Below are 18,752 nucleotides of genomic sequence, written 5' to 3' on the forward strand. Positions count from 1 at the left end.
TCAGGTTGGGGGGAGGGACGGTCCAGCCTGCCCCACACACTGGCCTGAGCGGTCAAACACCATCACGTCCACTGCGCAGGGGGCTGGGGCGAGAGTTTCCAGAACCGTGCGCAGGGCAGATTGTGCGATGAGCGTGCCGAGCGGGATGTGCGCTGCGGTGGCAAGCAGAAAAGCCTCGGCTACGGTGGGGCAGGCAGCAATGGCGTCTGTTACGGGGGCAGGTGCGCCGCCTGTTGCGGCAAGCTGTGCGAGGGCTGCCATGTCGGCTTGTCCGCGTTTGGAGTGCAGGTCCAGCTTGCCCTGACCAAGTTTGGTCATTTTCGCAATGCCGCCCGCAATGGTCAGGCGTGGCACGGGGTGGCGGCGTAGGTACTTCAACATACCGCCGACAAAATCACCCATTTCAATCAGCGCAGTGTCAGGCAGCGCGTAAAATTTCTGCACGGCTTTTTCTGAAACATTGCCGGTAGAGCCTGCAATATGCCTCAGGCCCTCTGCGCGGGCGACATCAATGCCACGATGAATACTGTCGATCCACGCAGCGCAGGAAAACGGCACCACAATGCCGGTTGTCCCCAGAACAGAGAGACCACCGATAATGCCAAGGCGGCTGTTGAGGGTGCGTTCAGCCAGTCTGGCTCCATTCTCAATGGAAAGCGTGACGTCCGCATCTGGCAAAGTGCCGCTGTTGGCTTCGGTCAGGGCTGTGCGGATCATGGCCCGAGGGGTGGGGTTAATGGCTGGCTCGCCGGGCGGAATGGGCAGGCCGGGGCGTGTGACCATGCCAACGCCGGGTCCTGCCTGAAACTGCACACCTGAGCCAGTGGGCAGGCGGCAGACTGTGGCACGGATGATGGCGCCGTGGGTGATGTCCGGGTCATCCCCCGCGTCTTTCACCACCTCGGCAAACGGATGGCCGTTTTCCAGTCCTGTGCGGCAAATGGCAAAGGCGGGGCGCTGGCCACCGGGGAGCGTAATAGCCACACTGACCGGAGGCTCGTGCCCCATGAGCATCAGCCATGCGGCTTTTGCTGCCGCTGTTGCGCAGCTTCCGGTGGTCCAGCCCCGGCGTAGCTCTGTTCCCGTGTGCTCCATAAGGGGGTTGTAAAGCATCCGGGCGCGCGGCGGTATCCAGATAAGCATTTGTAAGGTGACGCAGGCCCCGGAGGGTGTGATAGAACGGGGTATGTCTTACGCCGATTTCGTTCATCTCCGTGTCCATTCCGCTTACTCCCTGAGCCAGGGGGCCATTCGTGTGCCGGAGATGGTTTCTCTGACCAAAGAGATGCGGATGCCCGCCGTCGCTATCACGGATTCGGGCAATCTCTTCGGGGCACTGGAGTTCTCGCAGTACACCAGCAAGAGCGGCATTCAGCCAATTATTGGCTGCCAGCTTGGCCTGCCGTCACGCAACGACAAACCCGGCTCGCCGTCTGAGCCGATTGTCATGCTTGCGCAGAACGAGGTGGGGCTGGCCAACCTGCAATATCTGTCCTCCACAGGCTTTCGAGAATCCGACCCGGCTGATCCGGTTATCAGCATGGAGGTAATGTGTGAGCGCTCGGAGGGGCTGCTGCTGCTAACAGGTGGCACCCGTGGCCCGGTTTTCCAGATGCTGGCCGATGGGCAGAAGGACGAAGCCGAACGCTGGCTGGCGCAGGCGAAGGAGGCCTTTGGTGATCGCCTGATTGTGGAACTGCACCGCCATAACCTGCCGGTGGAAAAAGCAGTGGAGCCGGGTGTGCTGGCGCTGGCGGACGCGTTCGGGCTCCCGCTGGTGGCAACCAATGAGTGTTTCTTCCCGCGTCCGGAAATGTACGAGGCGCATGATGCGCTGATTTGTATCGCGCAGGGCCGTACTATGGCGGAGCGTGACCGCTGGCGTGTGACGCCGGAGCATTGGTTCAAGCCGCCGGAAATGATGCGCACCCTGTTTGCCGATCTGCCGGATGCCTGTGACAATACGCTGGAAATCGCCCGTCGTTGCGCGATCAAAGTGGAAACGCGCAAGCCGTTGCTACCTGTTTGCCCAAAAGTGCGTGAAGGGGCCACGGAAGACGAAACCCTGCGCGCCATGGCGTGGGAAGGGCTTGAAAAGCGCCTTTCCGGCATGACCATGGATGAGGAAACCCGGCAGAAATATAAAGACCGCCTGACCTTTGAGCTGGATATTATCTCCCGCATGGGGTTCCCCGGTTACTTCATGATCGTGGCGGACTTCATCCAGTGGGGGAAGGCGCATGATATTCCGGTGGGGCCGGGGCGTGGGTCGGGCGCAGGCTCTCTGGCGGCATGGGCGCTGACGATTACGGATATCGACCCCATCCCCTTCAACCTGCTGTTCGAACGGTTTCTAAACCCCGAACGTGTCTCCATGCCTGACTTTGATATCGATTTCTGTCAGGACCGGCGAGACGAGGTGATTGCCTATGTGCGCCGTGAATACGGGGCGGACCGCGTGGCGCAGATTATCACCTTCGGTAAGTTGCAGGCGCGTGCTGCGGTGCGTGACGTGGGGCGTGTGCTGGGCCTGCCTTACGGCATGGTTAACCGGGTCGCGGAGCTTATTCCCAACAACCCGGCTAAACCGACCACGCTGAAGGAAGCTATTGCTGGAGAGCCGAAACTTCAGGAAATGCGCGACAATGATGAAGCGTTGCGCCGCCTGCTGGAAATTGGGCAGCAGATTGAAGGGCTGTTCCGCCATGCCAGTACCCACGCCGCTGGTGTGGTGATTGGTGACCGGCCTCTGGTGGAGTTGGTGCCGCTCTACCGAGACCCGAAAAGCGACATGCTTGTCACGCAGTACAACATGAAATTTGTTGAGCAGGCGGGGCTGGTCAAGTTCGACTTTCTGGGGCTGACAACGCTGACCATTCTGCAAAGAGGCGTTGGCTTCCTCAAGAAAATGGGGATTGAGGTTGATCTCAGCCGTATTCCGCTGAACGACGCGGCCACCTATGACATGCTCAGCAACGGCGATACTGCCGGCGTCTTCCAGTTTGAAGGTGCCGGGATGCGTGATGTCCTTAAACAGATGCGTCCCACCCGGCTGGAAGACCTGATTGCGGCGGTGGCCCTGTATCGTCCCGGCCCGATGGCGAATATTCCTGATTATTGCCGGAGAAAACACGGGGAAGCATGGGAGCCGCCGCACGAGGAAATCCGCGATATTCTTGAAGAGACCTATGGCATCATGGTCTATCAGGAACAGGTGATGCAGATTGCCCAGAAAATGGCGGGCTACAGCCTTGGGGCCGCTGACTTGCTGCGGCGCGCCATGGGTAAGAAAATCCGTGCGGAAATGGATACCCAGCGTGAGATTTTCACGGAAGGGGCCGTCAAGCGCGGGATTGATCGGGATAAAGCCGTTGAGGTGTTTGACCTCATGGCGAAATTTGCTGACTACGGCTTCAATAAATCGCATGCGGCCGCCTATGCGCTGGTCTCGTATCAGACGGCGTGGATGAAGGCCAACCATCCGGTGGCGTTCCTTGCGGGCTGTATGTCTCTTGCGCGGGAACGGACGGAAAAGCTGGCCGCTCTGCGGCAGGAAGCCGAACGGATGGGTATTAAGGTTCTGCCGCCGGATGTGAACAAGTCGGAAGCCGATTTCTCGGTTGAGACATTGCCGGATGGGAGCCACGGTATTCGTTATGCTCTGGCGGCGGTCAAAAAGGTTGGGTTCAGCGCGATGGAAGCTCTTGTGGCAACGCGTGGGAACAAGCCATTTAAGGATCTGGCAGACTTTGCCATGCGGATTGACCCGAAGCAGATCAACCGCATGCAGATGGAAAATCTGGCAAAAGCCGGAGCGTTTGAATGTCTGGATAAAAACCGGGCGCTGGCGTTTAACTCGGCGGATACCATTTTGCGGCGGGCGCAAAGTCAGGCGCAGGAGGCGGCGTCGGGGCAGATCGGTCTGTTTGGTGGCGGTGGGCATGTGGAACCGCTGCGTCTTGCAAAATGTCAGGACTGGCCGGAGTTCGAGCGTCTGGCCATGGAGGCCGAAGCCATTGGCTTCCACATGACGGCTCATCCGTTGGACTCCTACGGCACAGTGCTGCGTCGTCTGGATGTGACGCGTTGTTCTGGCCTGCTTTCCGCAGCGGAGGCCGGGGTGGGGCGCGTGCGTATTGCGGGCTGTGTGGTGGACCGTAAGGAGCGCCCGACCCGCACGGGGAACAAGATGGCGTGGGTCCGGCTTTCAGATTCCTCCGGTGGGTGTGAAGTCACCGTGTTTTCTGAAGTGCTGACCCGTGTGCGCGAAAGTCTTACAGCTGGCACAGCTGTTTTGGTGACAGCAGACCTGAAGCTGGAAGGCGAGGCGATGCGCATTACAGCTACCGACATTGTGGAGCTTGAGCAGGCTGCCGCGCAGGCAAAAAGTGAGTTGCGGATATGGGTGGAGCAGGAAGGCGTTTTGCCACGTCTGAATGAAATTCTGACCGAGCAAAAAGGGGGTTCCAGCAGGATTACCCTGCTGCCCGGCGTTGCGGAAACCTGTGATGTGGAAATCCGTTTGCGCGGTGGGTATCGGGTTACACCGCTGCTGGGGCAGAGGCTGAAAATGCTGGAAGGCATTTCCCGCGTAGAACAGGTCTGAGGGTGCAAAACTATGGTCACGGCGCGGGTCTGGGTACAGGAACTGCCCTGGCGTGAGCCGGAAGCGGTGTTTGCAGCATGGGGCGATGCGCCCTGGTGTGCGTTTCTGGATAGCGGTGGGCCAGTAGAAGGACGCAGTCGCTGGCAGATTTTCTGCCGAACGCCGCGGCAGATTCTGGTGGCGCAGGATGGGCAGATTTTTCAGGGCTCCCAGCCGCCTGTGCCTTTTTTGCCAGATACGTTGTTTGCTGGGTTACGGCAGGCCATGCCGTCTGCTGTTGTCCGCGCAGGCGGGCCGGAGGAAATACCGGAATTGCCATTTTCCGGTGGCTGGATCGGGTTTGCCGGATATGGTTTCGGGCAGTATCTGGAACATATTGTGCCCGGGCATTCTGTGCAGGATGAGCCGGACTGGGCTTCCGGTTTTTACGATCATGCCTTTGTGTGGGACCGTCTTTCAAAACGGGTGTTCGCCACAGGCATTGTATTGGCTGAGGGCGATGAGGCTGCGGGGCGGAAGGCGGTTGCAGCGCATGTTGCGGCATGGAATGCCGTGCCTACGGATGTGGGGGCTTTGCCTGATGTGCCTCGGGTGCGTTTTCGTCTTGATCAGTCCAGCGCATCGTATTGCCGGGCTATAGAGCGCGCTAAAGCGTATATTGCCGCCGGGGATATTTTTCAGGTGAATATCACAGGGCGCTATTCTTCCTTCTTTCCAAAAGACTTTTCCAATACGGCCCTCTATCTGGCTCTGCGTCAAAAGGCTCCGGCACCGTTTGGGGCGTATCTGTCCTGCGGGGCTGGATGCGCGTTGCATTCCACGTCACCAGAACGGTTTTTGCAGTGTGATGCGCAGGGTGTTGTGACGTCCCGCCCCATCAAGGGCACAGCCCCACGAGGGCAGACGCCGGAAGAGGATGACGCCTGTGCGGCTGCTTTGAATGCAGATGACAAAGAGCGTGCCGAAAATCTGATGATTGTTGACCTCATGCGGCACGATATTGGCCGTGTGGCGCGGGTTGGGAGCATGAGCGTGCCGGAGTTTCTGACGGTGGAACGCTTTGCTCATGTGCATCATCTGGTGTCCGAAGTGCGAGGAGAGCTGGAGGCCGGGCAGGATGTATTTGACCTGCTGCGCGCCACTCTGCCGCCCGGCTCTGTCACAGGGGCACCGAAGCATCGGGCGATGGAAATTATTGAAGACCTGGAAGCCTCTCCGCGTGGGGCTTATTGCGGCAGCATGTTCTGTATCGGGGTGGAAGGGCGTCTGGAAAGCTCCGTGATCATTCGGACCCTTGTCCGGAAAAAAGATTCACTGACCCTGGCTGCGGGGGGCGGTATTACCATCCTCTCTGACGCGCAAAAGGAATATGAAGAAATGCGCCTGAAATTAGCGCCCTTTCTTGCGCTGTTTGGAGGTGAGGCATGAGTCTGGTCTGGTTGAACGGTAATCTGTGCGAGGCTGCGCAGGCGCATGTCAGTCTGGCGGATCGGGGTCTGACGCTGGGGGATGGTCTGTTTGAAACGCTGCGTGTGCAAAAGGGTCGTGTATGCCATCTGGATTTGCATATGCAGCGTTTGCAGCATGGGGGAGCCGTGCTGGGCTTGTCTGTTCCTGACGCTGCAACAGTGGCGCAGGCCGCACAGGCGCTTTTGCAGGCTACGGATGTGCAAAATGGCTCTGCTCGCCTGACAGTCACACGCGGCGTGGCTCCGAGAGGGCTTTTGCCGCCGCAGGATGGTGGCCCCACTGTTTTTATGACCGTTACGGCAGGGCAGGCAAAAGTCTCATCCGTCTCCCTTATGACAAGCCAAACCATCCGGCGAGATGAGCAATCTCCGTTGAATCGTCTGAAAAGCCTCAATTATCTGCCCAATATTCTGGCCCGGCAGGAAGCTGCACGGGCAGGGTGTGAGGAAGCCCTGTTGCTGAATGTGCAGGGGAGGGTGGCAGAAACAACCATCAGTACGGTGGTGCTTCAGGAAGGGGGCGAATTTTTCACCCCGACGGTCGGGGAAGGCGCGTTGCCCGGGGTCGCGCGGGCTGTTTTGTTGCAGGCGGGAATGTTGCGGGAAGAGCCTGTTTCTCTGGCGCGCCTGAAAGCCGCAGAGGGGCTTTACCTGATTAACAGTCTGAGCGTGCGGCAGGTGAGGGTGTTTGATGGTGCGTTTGTCCGGCAGTCCGCAGCAGGGCTGAGCAGGCTGTGTGCTGTACTGGACATATCGTTGCCTGCGTAGGGGGCAGTGTAAAGGTTACCTTCCCGTTTTGACTGGTGTGCTCTGTAAAAAAGGGAAGGCAACTTTTTCAGGAAGGCCTCGTTAGGGGCATGAGTGCCTTTATACATCTTCAACGGGAGGACATCCCATGTCTTCAAAATTATATTCCATGACTTTGGCTGTTTCCATGCTGATGGCACCCACTCTCGCGCTGGCGCAGACAACGCAGAGTGATTCGGTTCCCGGCGCGCCGACCGCAAATTCTGCGGCGTCTCAGGTTGGTAAGGTGCCGCCTGCGGCGAAGGACGAGAACGGCAATCGGGTTGAGCCGTCTCATAAACTCTGGAACAACCCGCGCACCGAGGCGGAACAGCCCGGGACGCAGCCGCCCTCCAATGGTGGTAATGGTCAGGACGCGACGACGAACCGCGGTACCACAACTCCGGGCCCTCAAACCGAAAAGCCTGATCAGCCGACTCACCCCCGTAAGCATTACCCTCTGGCACATTCGCCTAAATAAAAAGCGTGCTGGAGCCCTTTGTTCCCCGGTGGAGCAGAGGGCTCTTCCTTTATAATGCGCTAATCCCCTGCTAATCAGGCATGCAGAGGTGGGGCTTGTCTGATCCTGGGGGAAAGACCAATCCTAGACGACATGACCCGGTGAGGTGATGCCGTTTTTTATGCGCATTCACCTCTGGTACTATGAGAGGTGACCCATGCAGGAAGAAGCAGTCAAAGAAAAACCGGCTGAACAGGTCTCTGCCCCGGAGTATGATCTGCGGCAGATCGATTGTGATCCGAATTTCTGGTACCCCATTGCGTGGTCGCACAAGGTGCGTCCGGGCAAGGCTTTTCCTGCCCGCTATGCCGGACACCCCATTGCCCTGATCCGTCCGGAAAATGGACCGGTCTATGCGCTGGAAGACCGTTGTGCGCATCGGCAGGTGCCGCTTAGCAAAGGTATGGTCGAGGGCGACTGCATCAAATGCTGCTATCATGGCTGGGCGTTTGACCGTGCAGGTCAATGTGTCACGGTGCCTTACCTTAATAAGGAAGGCGTGGGGCGGCCAGTTAAGTCTTATCCCTGCCGGGAAAAAAGCGGTCTGATTTTTGTTTTCCCCGGAGATCCTGCTCTGGCGGACAGCGTGCCGATGCCCGACATTGCGCAGGTTGAAAATCCGGAATTCAAGACCCGTCGCTTCCATCCGCGCCTGAAATGTCACTACACCTTCATGCATGAAAACCTGATGGACATGAACCATCAGTTCCTGCACCGGCGGCAGATGGGCTCCATCACGGCCCGTTTTATGGGGCAGGACAAGGGCGAGAATTTTCAGGAAGCCCGGTATAGCTTTGCCCGTAAGGGCGGCAACCAGCCGTTGGCGGAAGCGCTTATTTTCGGCAAGCATCGTGAGATTGAAGGGCAGGAACAGCCGGTGGAGGAAATTGTCTCCATCCGCACCACCTACCCGTACCAGACTCTGCAAATTCATGACAAAGATGGCGATCTGGTGATGGACCTGTGGGTCGCCTATGTGCCGCTTGGGTCTGACCAGCTGGGCACCCAGACATTTGGTCTGCTCTCCGTTAAAAAGCCCAAATGGGGCTTTCTGCTGGATATGGCCTGGCCGGTGCTGGGGATCTTCACACACCGTATTTTTGAAGAAGACCGCGAAGTTGTGGAGCTTGAGCAGAAGGCCTGGCGTGAACTTGGGGGCGACCACAACATTGAAGTCTTCCCTATTGTGAAGGCTCTGCGGGCTCTGCTGGCCCGTAAAGGCGTGCCCAACGCAAACGCCAAACCCATCCACAAGGGCTGATAACCCGCATTTTTGCCTTGCAAGGGCCAGCGAAAACCGTCATATCGGCATCGCTTGGCCCAGGCCGGGACTACGCACGCGAAGCCATACACCTTCTGGTGCCCTGAACAGTATAAGGGGCCGTGCTTCGCGGAGGATTAACCAGATAAGGTAGGATACGCCCCATGGCGATGCCAGATTTCACACTCCGCCAGCTGCTTGAAGCTGGTGTTCACTTCGGTCACCACACCCGCCGCTGGAACCCGCGGATGGAGCCATACCTCTTCGGTGTGCGTAACCAGGTCCACATTATCGACCTCCAGCAGACCGTTGGCCTGCTTGACCGCGCCCTGCAGGCAATCCGCAACACTGTTGCCGGTGGTGGCCGCGTTCTGTTTGTTGGCACCAAGCGCGCCGCTGCAGAACCGATTGCTGAAGCTGCAAAGCGCTGCGGTCAGTATTACGTCAACCACCGCTGGCTGGGTGGCATGCTGACGAACTGGAAGACCATTACGGGTTCCATCAAGCGTCTGCGCCAGATTGAAGAAACGCTGGACGGCGGCACGTCTGGTCTGACCAAGAAAGAAATTCTTGAGCTGACCCGCGCACGTGACAAGCTCGAACGCTCCCTCGGCGGGATCAAGGAAATGGGCGGTCTGCCCGACATCCTGTTCATCATCGACACCAACAAGGAAAAGCTGGCTGTTGAAGAAGCTAACAAGCTGGGCATTCCGGTTGTGGCGATTCTGGACAGCAACTCCGACCCCAAGGGCGTGACCTTCCCGGTTCCGGGTAACGATGACGCCATCCGCGCCATCTCCCTGTATTGCGATCTGGTCTCCTCTTCCGTTCTGGACGGGATCTCCGCTGAACTGGGCGCTTCTGGCCAGGATTTCGGTGCTGCTGAAGAACTGCCGGTTGACCCGGCTCTGGAAGCAGAAGTTCCGGCTGCGGCACCTGAAGCTGCTGCTGCTCCGGCACCTGCTGCAAACTAAAGTTTTGCTGACCGGCCCGCGCATGATCTGCCGGGCCGGTTTTTCAGATACGATAGATGCCTGCACACAGGCATGACAGCCCTGTGCGCGCCCCCACGGGCGCGTTCCGGTTTTTAAGGAGATGAACTATGGCGGCCATTACCGCTGCACTGGTCAAAGAACTGCGCGAAAAAACGGGCGCAGGCATGATGGACTGCAAAAAGGCTCTGAACGAGTCCAATGGTGAAATTGAAGGCGCCATTGACTGGCTGCGCACCAAGGGCCTTGCTGCTGCTGCTAAGAAATCTGGCCGTGTTGCCGCTGAAGGTCTGGTTGCTGTTGCATCAGAAGACAAGAAAGCAGCCATGGTTGAAGTGAACGCCGAGACGGACTTTGTGGCCCGTAACGAAGCGTTCCAGAGCTTTGTTGAATCTGTTGCTCAGGTTGCCCTGAAGGTCGGTGACGATCTGGAAGCCATCAAGGCTGCAACGCTGGCTACCGGCCGCACGGTTGCTGATGAACTGACGCACCTGATCGCCACCATTGGCGAAAATATGTCCCTGCGTCGCGCTCGCGTGTTCACGGTGCCGTCTGGCGTTGTGGCAACGTATGTGCACGGTGCACTGCGTCCGGGCGTTGGCAAGATTGGTGTTCTGGCTGCTCTGGAAGCTCCGACCGCTTCTGACGCCATCAACCAGCTGGGCCGCCAGATTGGCATGCACGTTGCTGCAACGCGTCCGTCCGCTCTGGACGTGACCAGCCTTGATCAGGCTGAAGTTGAGCGTGAACGCGCTGTGCTGATCGACCAGGCGAAAGACTCCGGTAAGCCGGAAGCCATCATCGAAAAGATGGTCGAAGGTCGTATCCGCAAGTTCTATGAAGAAGTTGTTCTTCTGGAGCAGGTGTGGGTGCATGACGGTGAAAGCCGCGTGAAGAAGGTTCTGGAGAAAGCTGGCGTGAAGCTGGTTGGCTTTGACCGCTTCCAGCTGGGCGAAGGCATTGAAAAAGAAGCCGACGACTTTGCTGCTGAAGTGGCCAAGGTTTCCGGCGTCTAAGTCAGGCGTTTCTGCACGATGATGCAACAGGGCGGGACTTCCCTCGACAGGGAGGCTCCCGCCCTTGTGCTTTCTGCGGCCTTGTTGGGTGAAAATAACGCCCGTGTGCATGTGCTGACAGAAGAAAACGGGCTGGTGCGCGGTGTGGTCTATGGGGCCAGATCCCGTGCAGGCAGCGCGTTATGGCAGCCGGGGAATCTGGTTAAAACCCGTTTTCAGGCCCGCTCTGCCGGCGGCATAGTCCGGCTTTCTGGTGAATTACTCTATGGATGCGGCTTCCGGCTGCTGGATGCGCCGCTCACGCTGGCCATGGTCCAGTCCGTCTGCGTGCTGGCCGATGCGGCTTTGCCAGAGGGTGAGCCGTGTCCGGTGCTGTTTGCCAAAACGGTAAAGCTTCTCAGTTTTCTGGGGTTTGATCCCGCCGTGTCCGAGCGCGAAGGGCTGCCGGATGTGGTGCGCTGGGAATGCGCGTTGCTGACCGAGCTTGGCTTCGGGCTCGATCTTTCCGCCTGTGCGGTCACCGGGGCGACAACAGGACTTGCCTATGTCTCTCCCAAAACAGGAAAAGCGGTGTCAGAAGACGGCGCCGGGGAATGGAAAGACCGGCTTTTACCGCTTCCGTCCTTCCTGCTGTCTGAAGAGGAAACCGGCACACCGGAGGATTGGCTGGCCGGACTGCGGCTGACAGGTCATTTTCTGGCGCGGGACGCCTTCGGGCAGCGGCATCGCCCCCTGCCTGCGGCACGGGAGCGGCTGGTGGACCGTGTGACGCGTCTTGCCGGACAGCCGAATGAGGCTGCTGACGAAGAAGGAGACTAGAACAAAACGCGTCACAGCGTTATGTCTCAGGCTGTATGAGAGCCGGCATTGGGTCTGGGGAGCAGGAAATGAGCGAGACATTTGAAGGCCATATTGAGGATACCAAGCTGGCGGATGCGCTCAGTGAACGGTATCTGGCCTATGCGCTGTCCACCATCATGTCGCGCTCGCTGCCTGACGTGCGGGATGGCCTCAAGCCGGTGCATCGTCGGCTTGTTTACGCCATGCACCAGCTCAAGCTGGACCCGTCCTCCGGCTTCAAGAAATGTGCCCGTGTGGTGGGGGACGTTATTGGTAAATTCCATCCGCATGGGGATGCCTCGGTCTATGAGGCACTCGTGCGTCTCGCGCAGGAATTTGCCGCCCGTTATCCGCTGGTAGAAGGGCAGGGGAACTTCGGGTCCATTGACGGTGATAACGCCGCTGCCATGCGATACACCGAAGCCCGCCTGACGGAAGTCGCCAAGGCTCTGCTTGATGGGATCGAAGACGACGCCGTCGATTTCCGCCCGACTTATGATGGTGAAGAGCAGGAGCCGGTTGTGCTGCCTGCGGCGTTCCCGAACCTGCTGGCCAATGGCGCGGCCGGGATTGCCGTGGGGATGGCCACCAGCATTCCGCCGCACAACGCTGCCGAAGTCTGTGCGGCTGCTGCACTGCTGGCCCGTAAGCCAGAAAGCACCACGGCTGAGCTACTGGCGCTGATGCCGGGGCCAGACTTTCCGACCGGCGGCCTGATTGTTGAAGATTCGGATGCCATTCTGAAAGCCTATGAAACAGGCCGTGGTGGCTTCCGCATGCGGGCGCGGTGGGAAGTCGAGCAGGGGCGCTTTGGCACCTGGCAGATTATTGTCACCGAAATTCCGTATCAGGTGCAGAAGTCCCGCCTGATTGAGCAGATTGCCGACCTTCTGGAGCAGAAGAAGCTGCCGTTGCTGGGCGATATCCGGGATGAAAGCACGGATGAAATCCGTCTGGTTCTGGAGCCCAAAACACGCGGTATTGAGCCTGAAGTGCTGATGGAAACCCTGTTCCGGGCGACCACGCTGGAAAGCCGCTTTCCGCTGAACATGAACGTGCTGAGTGCAGACCGCGCACCGGGCGTCATGGGGCTGAAAGACGTTCTGCGGGCCTGGCTGGACCACCGCCATGTTGTGCTGGAACGCCGGAGCCGCCACCGTCTGGCCGCCGTGCTGCGGCGTCTGGAAATTCTGGACGGTTTTCTGGCGGTTTACCTCAATCTGGATGAAGTCATCCGCATTATCCGGGAAGAGGATGATGCCAAGGCCAGCCTGATTGCCACCTTCTCACTGACCGATTTGCAGGCCGAGTCTGTGCTTAATATGCGCCTGCGGAGCCTGCGCCGGCTGGAAGAACTGGAAATCCGCAAGGAGCATGACGGGCTCTCAGCCGAAAGAGCCGAACTGGAAACGCTTCTGGCTGACGAGAAGAAGCGCTGGTCCCGTATCGGGCGCGAACTTGAGGGCATGGTCAAGAAGTTCGGGCAGGGCCAGCTGGGCAAGCGCCGCAGCACATTGCAGTCTGCTCCGGCCCCCGTTGATATCTCCGTGGTGGAAACGGTGGAGCGTGAGCCTCTGACCCTCATCCTGTCTCAGAAAGGCTGGGTGCGGGCAGTAAAAGGTCATGCTGTTGATCTGGAAAACCAGAAGTTCAAGGAAGGGGACGGCCTGCGGCTTGCCGTGCCCTGCCAGAGCACAGACAAATTGTGCTTCTTCGGCACAGATGGGCGTGCCTTTACCGTGAAAGGGGCGGATCTGCCGCGCGGGCGTGGCGATGGCCAGCCGGTGCGTCTGCTGTTTGACCTTTCGAACGATGAAGACGTGATTGCCGTGTTCCCGGTGCAGGCCGGTCAGCGCCGGCTTGTTGCCTCCAGCGCCGGGCGCGGCATGCTGGTAGAAGAAGAGAGTATGGTGGCGGAAAAACGCTCTGGCCGTCAGGTGCTGAACCTGAAGGGCGAGGAAAGTGCGCAGCTTTGCGTGCCGGCGGAAGGTGATCAGGTCGCCGTGCTGGGCAGCAACCGTCGCTTCCTGATCTTCCCGCTGGAGCAATTGCCGGTTATGGGTCGTGGGCTGGGTGTTGGCTTGCAGAAATATGGCAAAGCCAGTGAGTCCCTGAAAAACGCAGTCGTCTTTAAAGCTGAGGATGGCCTGCTGTGGCCCGGAAACGTGCGCCTGCGTCCGTTTGCTGACCTCCAGACCTGGGTGGGCAAACGTGCCGCTGTCGGTAAGGAAGCTCCGTCCTGGGCGCTCAAGAAAGCCTGAGCCGGAGTTACGCCTCAGCGTCCAGCGTATGCCAGACGCCGTGGGTCAGGATTTCGGCAGGCTGGAAGCGGGATTTGTAGGACATCTTCCGGCTCTTCTGAATCCAGTAGCCCAGATACAGGTAGGGCAAACCAAGGCGGGCTGTTTCCTCAATAAGGAACAGCACTGCCAGACTGCCAAGTGAGCGGCGGGGCAGGTCTGGGTTATAGAAGCTGTAGACAGCGGATAGCCCATCTTCCAGCCGGTCAATCAGGCTGACAATCATCAGTTCACCGGCCTCTGTCCGGAATTCAAACAGCATAGTTTCCACGGGCGTGTCTTCCACCATGCTGCGATAGTCTTCCCCCGTCATGGTGGCCATGTCGCCGTCCGTATGGCGTGCTGTCTGGTAGCGGCGGAAGAGGGCGTATTGTTCCGGCGTGGTGATGGGCGGGAGACGTCTGGCCTGCAAATCGGCATTGTGACGCAGGGTGCGCCGCTGTGTGCGGTCGGGCTCAAATCGATGAACGGGAACACGGATAGGGGTGCAGGCGGAGCAGGTGGCGCAGACCGGGGCATAAGCCAGCGTATGACTGCGCCGGAACCCGGCACGAGAGAGGCGGTTATGCAGGGCGTCCGCATTGGGGACGGCCAGATCCGCAATCACCTTTCGCTCCATCTGTCCCGGGAGGTAGGGGCAGGGCTGGGGTGCTGTTGTGTAGAAAAACTGCGATTGCCGCAGTGTCGAAACCATACGTCATGTCCGGAAAAGGGATTGGCAGGCCCTTAAAGACCTACAGCCTGACTGACTGTAACAGGAATGCCGCCCGCAACGCACTTGCTTTCAACCCCTGAGGGGTTTCACAGAAAGGCGATGCGGGCGGTGGCCGAAGCGCGAGAGGCTCCGGCGACTGTTCAGACGCCGTATGTCTGTTTGATGCGTTCTGCGGCTTCGATCGCAAAATACGTCAGCACGCCATGGGCACCAGCGCGGCGGAAGGCCAGCAGGCTTTCCATGACGGCGCGCTCATGGTCCAGCCAGCCATTCTGGATGGCAGCCATCAGCATCGCATACTCACCGGAGACCTGATAGGCGAAGGTCGGCACGGCAAATGTGTCCCGCACGCGACGGATGACGTCGAGATACGGCAGGCCGGGCTTGACCATGACCATGTCCGCGCCCTCGGCAATATCCATCTCCACTTCACGCAGAGCTTCATCGCTGTTGGCGGGGTCCATCTGGTAGGTCTTTTTGTCGCCCTTCAGCAGGTCGCCAGAGCCCAGAGCATCGCGGAACGGGCCGTAGAAGGCGCTGGCATATTTGGCGGCGTAGGACATGATGCGGGTATCAACAAACCCGTTCTTGTCCAGCTCCGTGCGGAAGCTGCCAATGCGGCCATCCATCATGTCGGACGGAGCGAGGATATCCACCCCGGCAGCAGCCTGATTGACAGCCTGCTGGGCGAGAATGGTGACGGACTCATCATTCACCACATAGCCATTCCGGATAATGCCGTCATGACCATGGCTGGTGTAGGGGTCCAGCGCCACATCGCCGATCAGCCCGACATTGGGGAATTCTTTTTTCAGAAGGCGCGCAGCCCGACACATCAGGTTGTCCGGATTCAGGGCTTCGGAACCTGTTTCATTCCGGGCTTCAGCCGGTGTGATGGGGAACAGGGCCAGAGCGGGAATGCCCAGTTTAGCGGCGGGTTCAACATGGGCAGCGAGCCGGTCCAGCGTGACGCGTTGTACGCCGGGCATGGAGGCCACATCTGTCACGGAGTTGGTACCCTCCATGAAGAAAATCGGCCAGATCAGATTGTTGATGCCCAGAGAGGATTCAGCGACCAGTCTGCGCGTGAAATCATCAAACCGGTTACGGCGAGGGCGGGCCTGAGGGAAGCGACCAGCCAGCATGGGCGGGATCTCCATTGCGTGTCGGGCGGACCTGAGAGGCCGGGCAATGCGAGGCCAGATCAGGCAGAAACCCGACGGGGGTGAGTAGCGGGAAGCGAGTATGCGCCGCTTCCCGCGTTATGCAACCCCATGCGCGCGGGGGTCAGGAGCGCGCAAGAACGCTGCGATAGCGCCCGTAACCGAGATAGATGGCCATGCCGATGGCCAGCCATACGACCAGCCGGATCCATGTCAGCTTGTCGAGCGAGATCATGACGGCGGAGCAGCTGAGAATACCCAGAACCGGAATAAGGTCCCCACCCGGCACGCGGAAGGCGCGGGGTGCATCCGGAGATTTGCGACGCAGAACCATCACGCCGGCACATACCAGCACAAAGGCCAGCAACGTGCCGATGGACGTCATATGCCCCAGGTCAGAAATGGGCAGGAAGGCGCTGAGCAGGCAGGTGATGATCATAAAGAAGATGTTGGACAGCCAGGGCGTCTGGAACTTCGGATGCGTGCGACTGAACATGGGGGGCAGCAGGCCATCGCGTGACATGGCGAAAAACACCCGGCTCTGGCCCAGCAGCATGCCCATGAGCACAGAGGTAAAGCCGCAGATAATGCCGATTTTTACCGCCAGTTGCAGCCAGTGGAAGGGCGTGCGGTTAATGGCGGTGGCAACGGGTGCGGCGTCACCCAGCATGTCCTTGTAATTGACCAGACCTGTCATGACGAAGGAGAACGCAATATAGGCCAGTGAGCAGACCAGCAGGCTGCCCAGAATGCCAATGGGCATGTCTCGCGCCGGGTTTTTGGTTTCCTGCGCCGTGGTGGAAACCGCATCAAAACCCACATAGGCGAAGAAGATCGTGCCAGCAGCGCGCATGATGCCAGACCAGCCATAATGCCCGAACGTGCCGTCATTCGGCGGAATAAAGGGATGATAGTTGGCGGGATGGATGTAGGAAATGCCAAACCCGATAAAGGCAGCAATCACCAGCAGCTTGATCACGACGATGACGGCATTGACCTTGGCAGATTGCGAGATGCCCCGGATGAGGATCATGGAGACCAGCCCGATAATGAAGACGGCGGGGAGGTTCATCAGTCCGACTGTCAGGCTGCCGTCTGGCATCTGCACGGTCTCAAAAGGGGAGGCTGTCAGGCGTGGAGGGAGCACAAGACCCCACGAATCCAGAAGCGAGACCACGTACCGTGACCAGCTGACTGCCACCGTCGCGGCCCCGACTGCGTATTCCAGAACCAGATCCCATCCGATGATCCACGCCATCAGTTCACCCAGCGTGACGTAGGCGTAGGTATAGGCGCTGCCTGCAATGGGGATCATGCTGGCGAGTTCACTGTAGCACAGCCCGGCGAATCCGCAGGCTATGGCCGCAATCAGGAACGAGAGGATGACGGCCGGTCCGGCATTTTCTGAAGCGGCAATGCCAGTCAGAGAGAAAAGGCCAGCGCCAATGGTAGCCCCCACACCAAGGGCAACAAGGCTGCCCGGACCAAGAACACGCTTAAGGCCTTGCGCGGATTCCAGCTTATCCAAAGGCATGCAGCGCGTAATGAATGACGCTGCGGAAGATGCAGGCCTTTGCGTCATAGACTTTTCTCTCCTGTCTCGACCGTGAAGAAAACGACGTATAGAGCAATTGGTGGTCTTCGTCCCATAGAGAGGCTAGAGTGTCTCTCTTAGCAAGATGTGTTTTAAACGTAACGAACGGCCCGGCACTTACAGGACAGTGCATGGGCCGGTTGAACGAGATGAAATGAGGAGCTCCTGATGAGCCAGACGGATCTGGATCGTTTTTTTCATGCGCCGGTTACAAAGACGGATCCGGATGTTGCAGCAGCGCTCGCCAGTGAGCTGAAGCGGCAGCAGGACGGCATTGAACTGATTGCCAGCGAAAACATGGTGTCTGAAGCCGTGTTGCAGGCTCAGGGCAGCGTGCTGACCAACAAATATGCGGAAGGCTATCCCGGCCGTCGCTATTATGGCGGGTGCTCCGAGGTCGATAAGATCGAAGTGCTGGCTATTGAGCGCGTCAAAACCCTGTTCGGCGCAGGCTTTGCCAACGTGCAGCCGCACTCCGGCGCCAATGCCAACCAGGCCGCCTTTATGGCGCTGTCCAAACCGGGCGACACCATTCTGGGTATGAGCCTCGCTGCTGGTGGTCATCTGACGCACGGTGCGGCTCCGAACTATTCCGGCAAGTGGTTTAACGCTGTGCAGTATGGCGTGCGGAAAGACGATGGCCTGCTCGACTATGAAGAAATGGAGCGTCTGGCCCGTGAGACCAAACCGACCCTGATTGTGGCCGGTGGGTCTGCGTATCCGCGTATCATCGACTTCGCCCGCTTCCGTCGCATTGCGGATGAAGTTGGCGCGTTCCTGATGGTGGATATGGCGCACTTTGCCGGTCTGGTGGCCGCTGGCCTGTATCCGAACCCGCTTGAGCATGCGCATGTGGTGACGTCCACCACGCATAAAACCCTGCGCGGCCCGCGTGGTGGTCTGATCCTGACCAACGATGAAGCGCTGGCGAAAAAGATCAATTCCGCCGTCTTCCCCGGTCTTCAGGGTGGCCCGCTGATGCATGTGATTGCCGGTAAGGCCGTTGCATTTGGTGAAGCCCTTCAGCCGGAATTCAAGGAATACCAGAAAGCCGTCCAGAAGAACGCCAATGTTCTGGCCGAAGTTCTGGTGGAACGTGGGTTTGACATTGTGACGGGTGGCACGGATTCGCACCTGCTGCTGGTTGACCTGCGACCCAAGAAAGTGACCGGTAAAGCTGCCGAGCATGCTCTGGAACGCGCAGGCATTACCGCCAACAAGAACGCCATTCCGTTTGACCCGGAAAAGCCCGCCATCACCTCTGGTGTGCGTCTGGGCAGCCCGGCAGCCACAGCCCGCGGCTTCCGTGAAGCGGAATTCCGTCAGGTTGGTGAAATGATTGACGAAGTGCTGACCGCTCTCGCCGCATCTGGCGGGGAAGGTGACGCCGCAGTGGAAAACGCCGTGCATGAGCGCGTGCGTGAACTCTGCGCACGCTTCCCGATCTATAACCGCTAAAATATGAAATTCTGAGGCAGGGGCTTTGGCCC

General features: G+C 58.9%; 14 protein-coding genes. 10 read left to right on the plus strand and 4 right to left on the minus strand.

Translation table 11 applies throughout. The features are described 5' to 3' along the window. Positions 1-1,095 (minus strand): cobalt-precorrin-5B (C(1))-methyltransferase, encoded by a 1,095-nt coding sequence (locus tag HK23_RS07560; protein ID WP_086653519.1) that lies wholly within the window; start codon positions 1,093-1,095, stop codon positions 1-3. A 91-nt stretch (positions 1,096-1,186) separates the two neighbouring features. On the opposite strand from HK23_RS07560, the gene dnaE reads away from it, so the two are divergent. The 9 genes from dnaE to parC all read left to right on the plus strand — a co-directional run bounded on the left by dnaE (position 1,187) and on the right by parC (position 13,751). Next, the gene (gene dnaE, locus HK23_RS07565; RefSeq protein WP_086653500.1) at positions 1,187-4,606 is read left to right on the plus strand and encodes a DNA polymerase III subunit alpha; all 3,420 of its coding nucleotides are present in this window, start codon (positions 1,187-1,189) and stop codon (positions 4,604-4,606) included. Positions 4,607-4,618: 12 nt separating this feature from the next. Continuing rightward, complete coding sequence (locus HK23_RS07570; RefSeq protein ID WP_086653501.1) at positions 4,619-6,034, plus strand: anthranilate synthase component I family protein; 1,416 nt, start codon at positions 4,619-4,621, stop codon at positions 6,032-6,034. Beyond that, a complete protein-coding gene (locus HK23_RS07575; RefSeq protein ID WP_086653502.1) occupies positions 6,031-6,843 on the plus strand; it encodes an aminotransferase class IV in 813 nt (270 codons plus the stop codon). Before HK23_RS07570 ends, HK23_RS07575 begins: the two co-directional genes overlap by 4 nt. Positions 6,844-6,970: 127 nt before the next feature. Then, the gene (locus HK23_RS14525; RefSeq protein WP_179193842.1) at positions 6,971-7,342 is read left to right on the plus strand and encodes a hypothetical protein; all 372 of its coding nucleotides are present in this window, start codon (positions 6,971-6,973) and stop codon (positions 7,340-7,342) included. A gap of 196 nt (positions 7,343-7,538) precedes the next feature. After that, the gene (locus HK23_RS07585; protein ID WP_086653503.1) at positions 7,539-8,642 is read left to right on the plus strand and encodes an aromatic ring-hydroxylating oxygenase subunit alpha; all 1,104 of its coding nucleotides are present in this window, start codon (positions 7,539-7,541) and stop codon (positions 8,640-8,642) included. A gap of 164 nt (positions 8,643-8,806) precedes the next feature. Further along, positions 8,807-9,616 carry a 30S ribosomal protein S2 gene (gene rpsB / locus HK23_RS07590; RefSeq protein ID WP_043553616.1) on the plus strand — a complete coding sequence of 270 codons (810 nt, stop codon included), beginning with the start codon at positions 8,807-8,809 and terminating at the stop codon, positions 9,614-9,616. A 128-nt stretch (positions 9,617-9,744) separates the two neighbouring features. After that, complete coding sequence (gene tsf, locus HK23_RS07595; RefSeq protein WP_063908481.1) at positions 9,745-10,650, plus strand: translation elongation factor Ts; 906 nt, start codon at positions 9,745-9,747, stop codon at positions 10,648-10,650. 18 nt (positions 10,651-10,668) lie between these two features. Continuing rightward, complete coding sequence (gene recO / locus HK23_RS07600) at positions 10,669-11,469, plus strand: DNA repair protein RecO (RefSeq protein WP_086653504.1); 801 nt, start codon at positions 10,669-10,671, stop codon at positions 11,467-11,469. Between the two features lie 68 nt (positions 11,470-11,537). Then, complete coding sequence (gene parC, locus HK23_RS07605; protein ID WP_086653520.1) at positions 11,538-13,751, plus strand: DNA topoisomerase IV subunit A; 2,214 nt, start codon at positions 11,538-11,540, stop codon at positions 13,749-13,751. 7 nt (positions 13,752-13,758) lie between these two features. Here parC and HK23_RS07610 read toward each other — a convergent pair whose 3' ends face one another. From HK23_RS07610 to HK23_RS07620, 3 genes are all read right to left on the minus strand, one after another. Beyond that, on the minus strand, positions 13,759-14,484 hold the full coding sequence (locus tag HK23_RS07610; RefSeq protein ID WP_086653505.1) for an arginyltransferase: 726 nt from the start codon (positions 14,482-14,484) through the stop codon (positions 13,759-13,761). 161 nt (positions 14,485-14,645) lie between these two features. Beyond that, positions 14,646-15,650: a porphobilinogen synthase gene (hemB, locus tag HK23_RS07615; protein WP_063908532.1), complete on the minus strand. Its 1,005-nt coding sequence runs from the start codon at positions 15,648-15,650 to the stop codon at positions 14,646-14,648. 142 nt (positions 15,651-15,792) lie between these two features. Continuing rightward, positions 15,793-17,250 carry an amino acid permease gene (locus HK23_RS07620; protein ID WP_063908483.1) on the minus strand — a complete coding sequence of 486 codons (1,458 nt, stop codon included), beginning with the start codon at positions 17,248-17,250 and terminating at the stop codon, positions 15,793-15,795. Positions 17,251-17,430: 180 nt separating this feature from the next. On the opposite strand from HK23_RS07620, the gene glyA reads away from it, so the two are divergent. Beyond that, positions 17,431-18,720, plus strand: a complete 1,290-nt coding sequence (glyA, locus tag HK23_RS07625) for a serine hydroxymethyltransferase (protein WP_063908484.1) — start codon at positions 17,431-17,433, stop codon at positions 18,718-18,720. Positions 18,721-18,752 lie beyond the last annotated feature (32 nt).

Source organism: Acetobacter malorum, from assembly GCF_002153605.1.
Lineage (GTDB): Bacteria > Pseudomonadota > Alphaproteobacteria > Acetobacterales > Acetobacteraceae > Acetobacter > Acetobacter malorum_A.

Bases quoted from the DNA above. Each gene is read 5' to 3' on its own strand.
- HK23_RS07610 (WP_086653505.1), bottom strand. From the start codon at position 14,484: ATGGTTTCGACACTGCGGCAATCGCAGTTTTTCTACACAACAGCACCC.
- HK23_RS07575 (WP_086653502.1), top strand. From the start codon at position 6,031: ATGAGTCTGGTCTGGTTGAACGGTAATCTGTGCGAGGCTGCGCAGGCG.
- hemB (WP_063908532.1), bottom strand. From the start codon at position 15,650: ATGCTGGCTGGTCGCTTCCCTCAGGCCCGCCCTCGCCGTAACCGGTTT.
- parC (WP_086653520.1), top strand. From the start codon at position 11,538: ATGAGCGAGACATTTGAAGGCCATATTGAGGATACCAAGCTGGCGGAT.
- rpsB (WP_043553616.1), top strand. From the start codon at position 8,807: ATGGCGATGCCAGATTTCACACTCCGCCAGCTGCTTGAAGCTGGTGTT.
- HK23_RS07585 (WP_086653503.1), top strand. From the start codon at position 7,539: ATGCAGGAAGAAGCAGTCAAAGAAAAACCGGCTGAACAGGTCTCTGCC.
- dnaE (WP_086653500.1), top strand. From the start codon at position 1,187: ATGTCTTACGCCGATTTCGTTCATCTCCGTGTCCATTCCGCTTACTCC.
- tsf (WP_063908481.1), top strand. From the start codon at position 9,745: ATGGCGGCCATTACCGCTGCACTGGTCAAAGAACTGCGCGAAAAAACG.
- HK23_RS07560 (WP_086653519.1), bottom strand. From the start codon at position 1,095: ATGGAGCACACGGGAACAGAGCTACGCCGGGGCTGGACCACCGGAAGC.
- HK23_RS07570 (WP_086653501.1), top strand. From the start codon at position 4,619: ATGGTCACGGCGCGGGTCTGGGTACAGGAACTGCCCTGGCGTGAGCCG.
- HK23_RS07620 (WP_063908483.1), bottom strand. From the start codon at position 17,250: ATGACGCAAAGGCCTGCATCTTCCGCAGCGTCATTCATTACGCGCTGC.
- glyA (WP_063908484.1), top strand. From the start codon at position 17,431: ATGAGCCAGACGGATCTGGATCGTTTTTTTCATGCGCCGGTTACAAAG.
- recO (WP_086653504.1), top strand. From the start codon at position 10,669: ATGATGCAACAGGGCGGGACTTCCCTCGACAGGGAGGCTCCCGCCCTT.
- HK23_RS14525 (WP_179193842.1), top strand. From the start codon at position 6,971: ATGTCTTCAAAATTATATTCCATGACTTTGGCTGTTTCCATGCTGATG.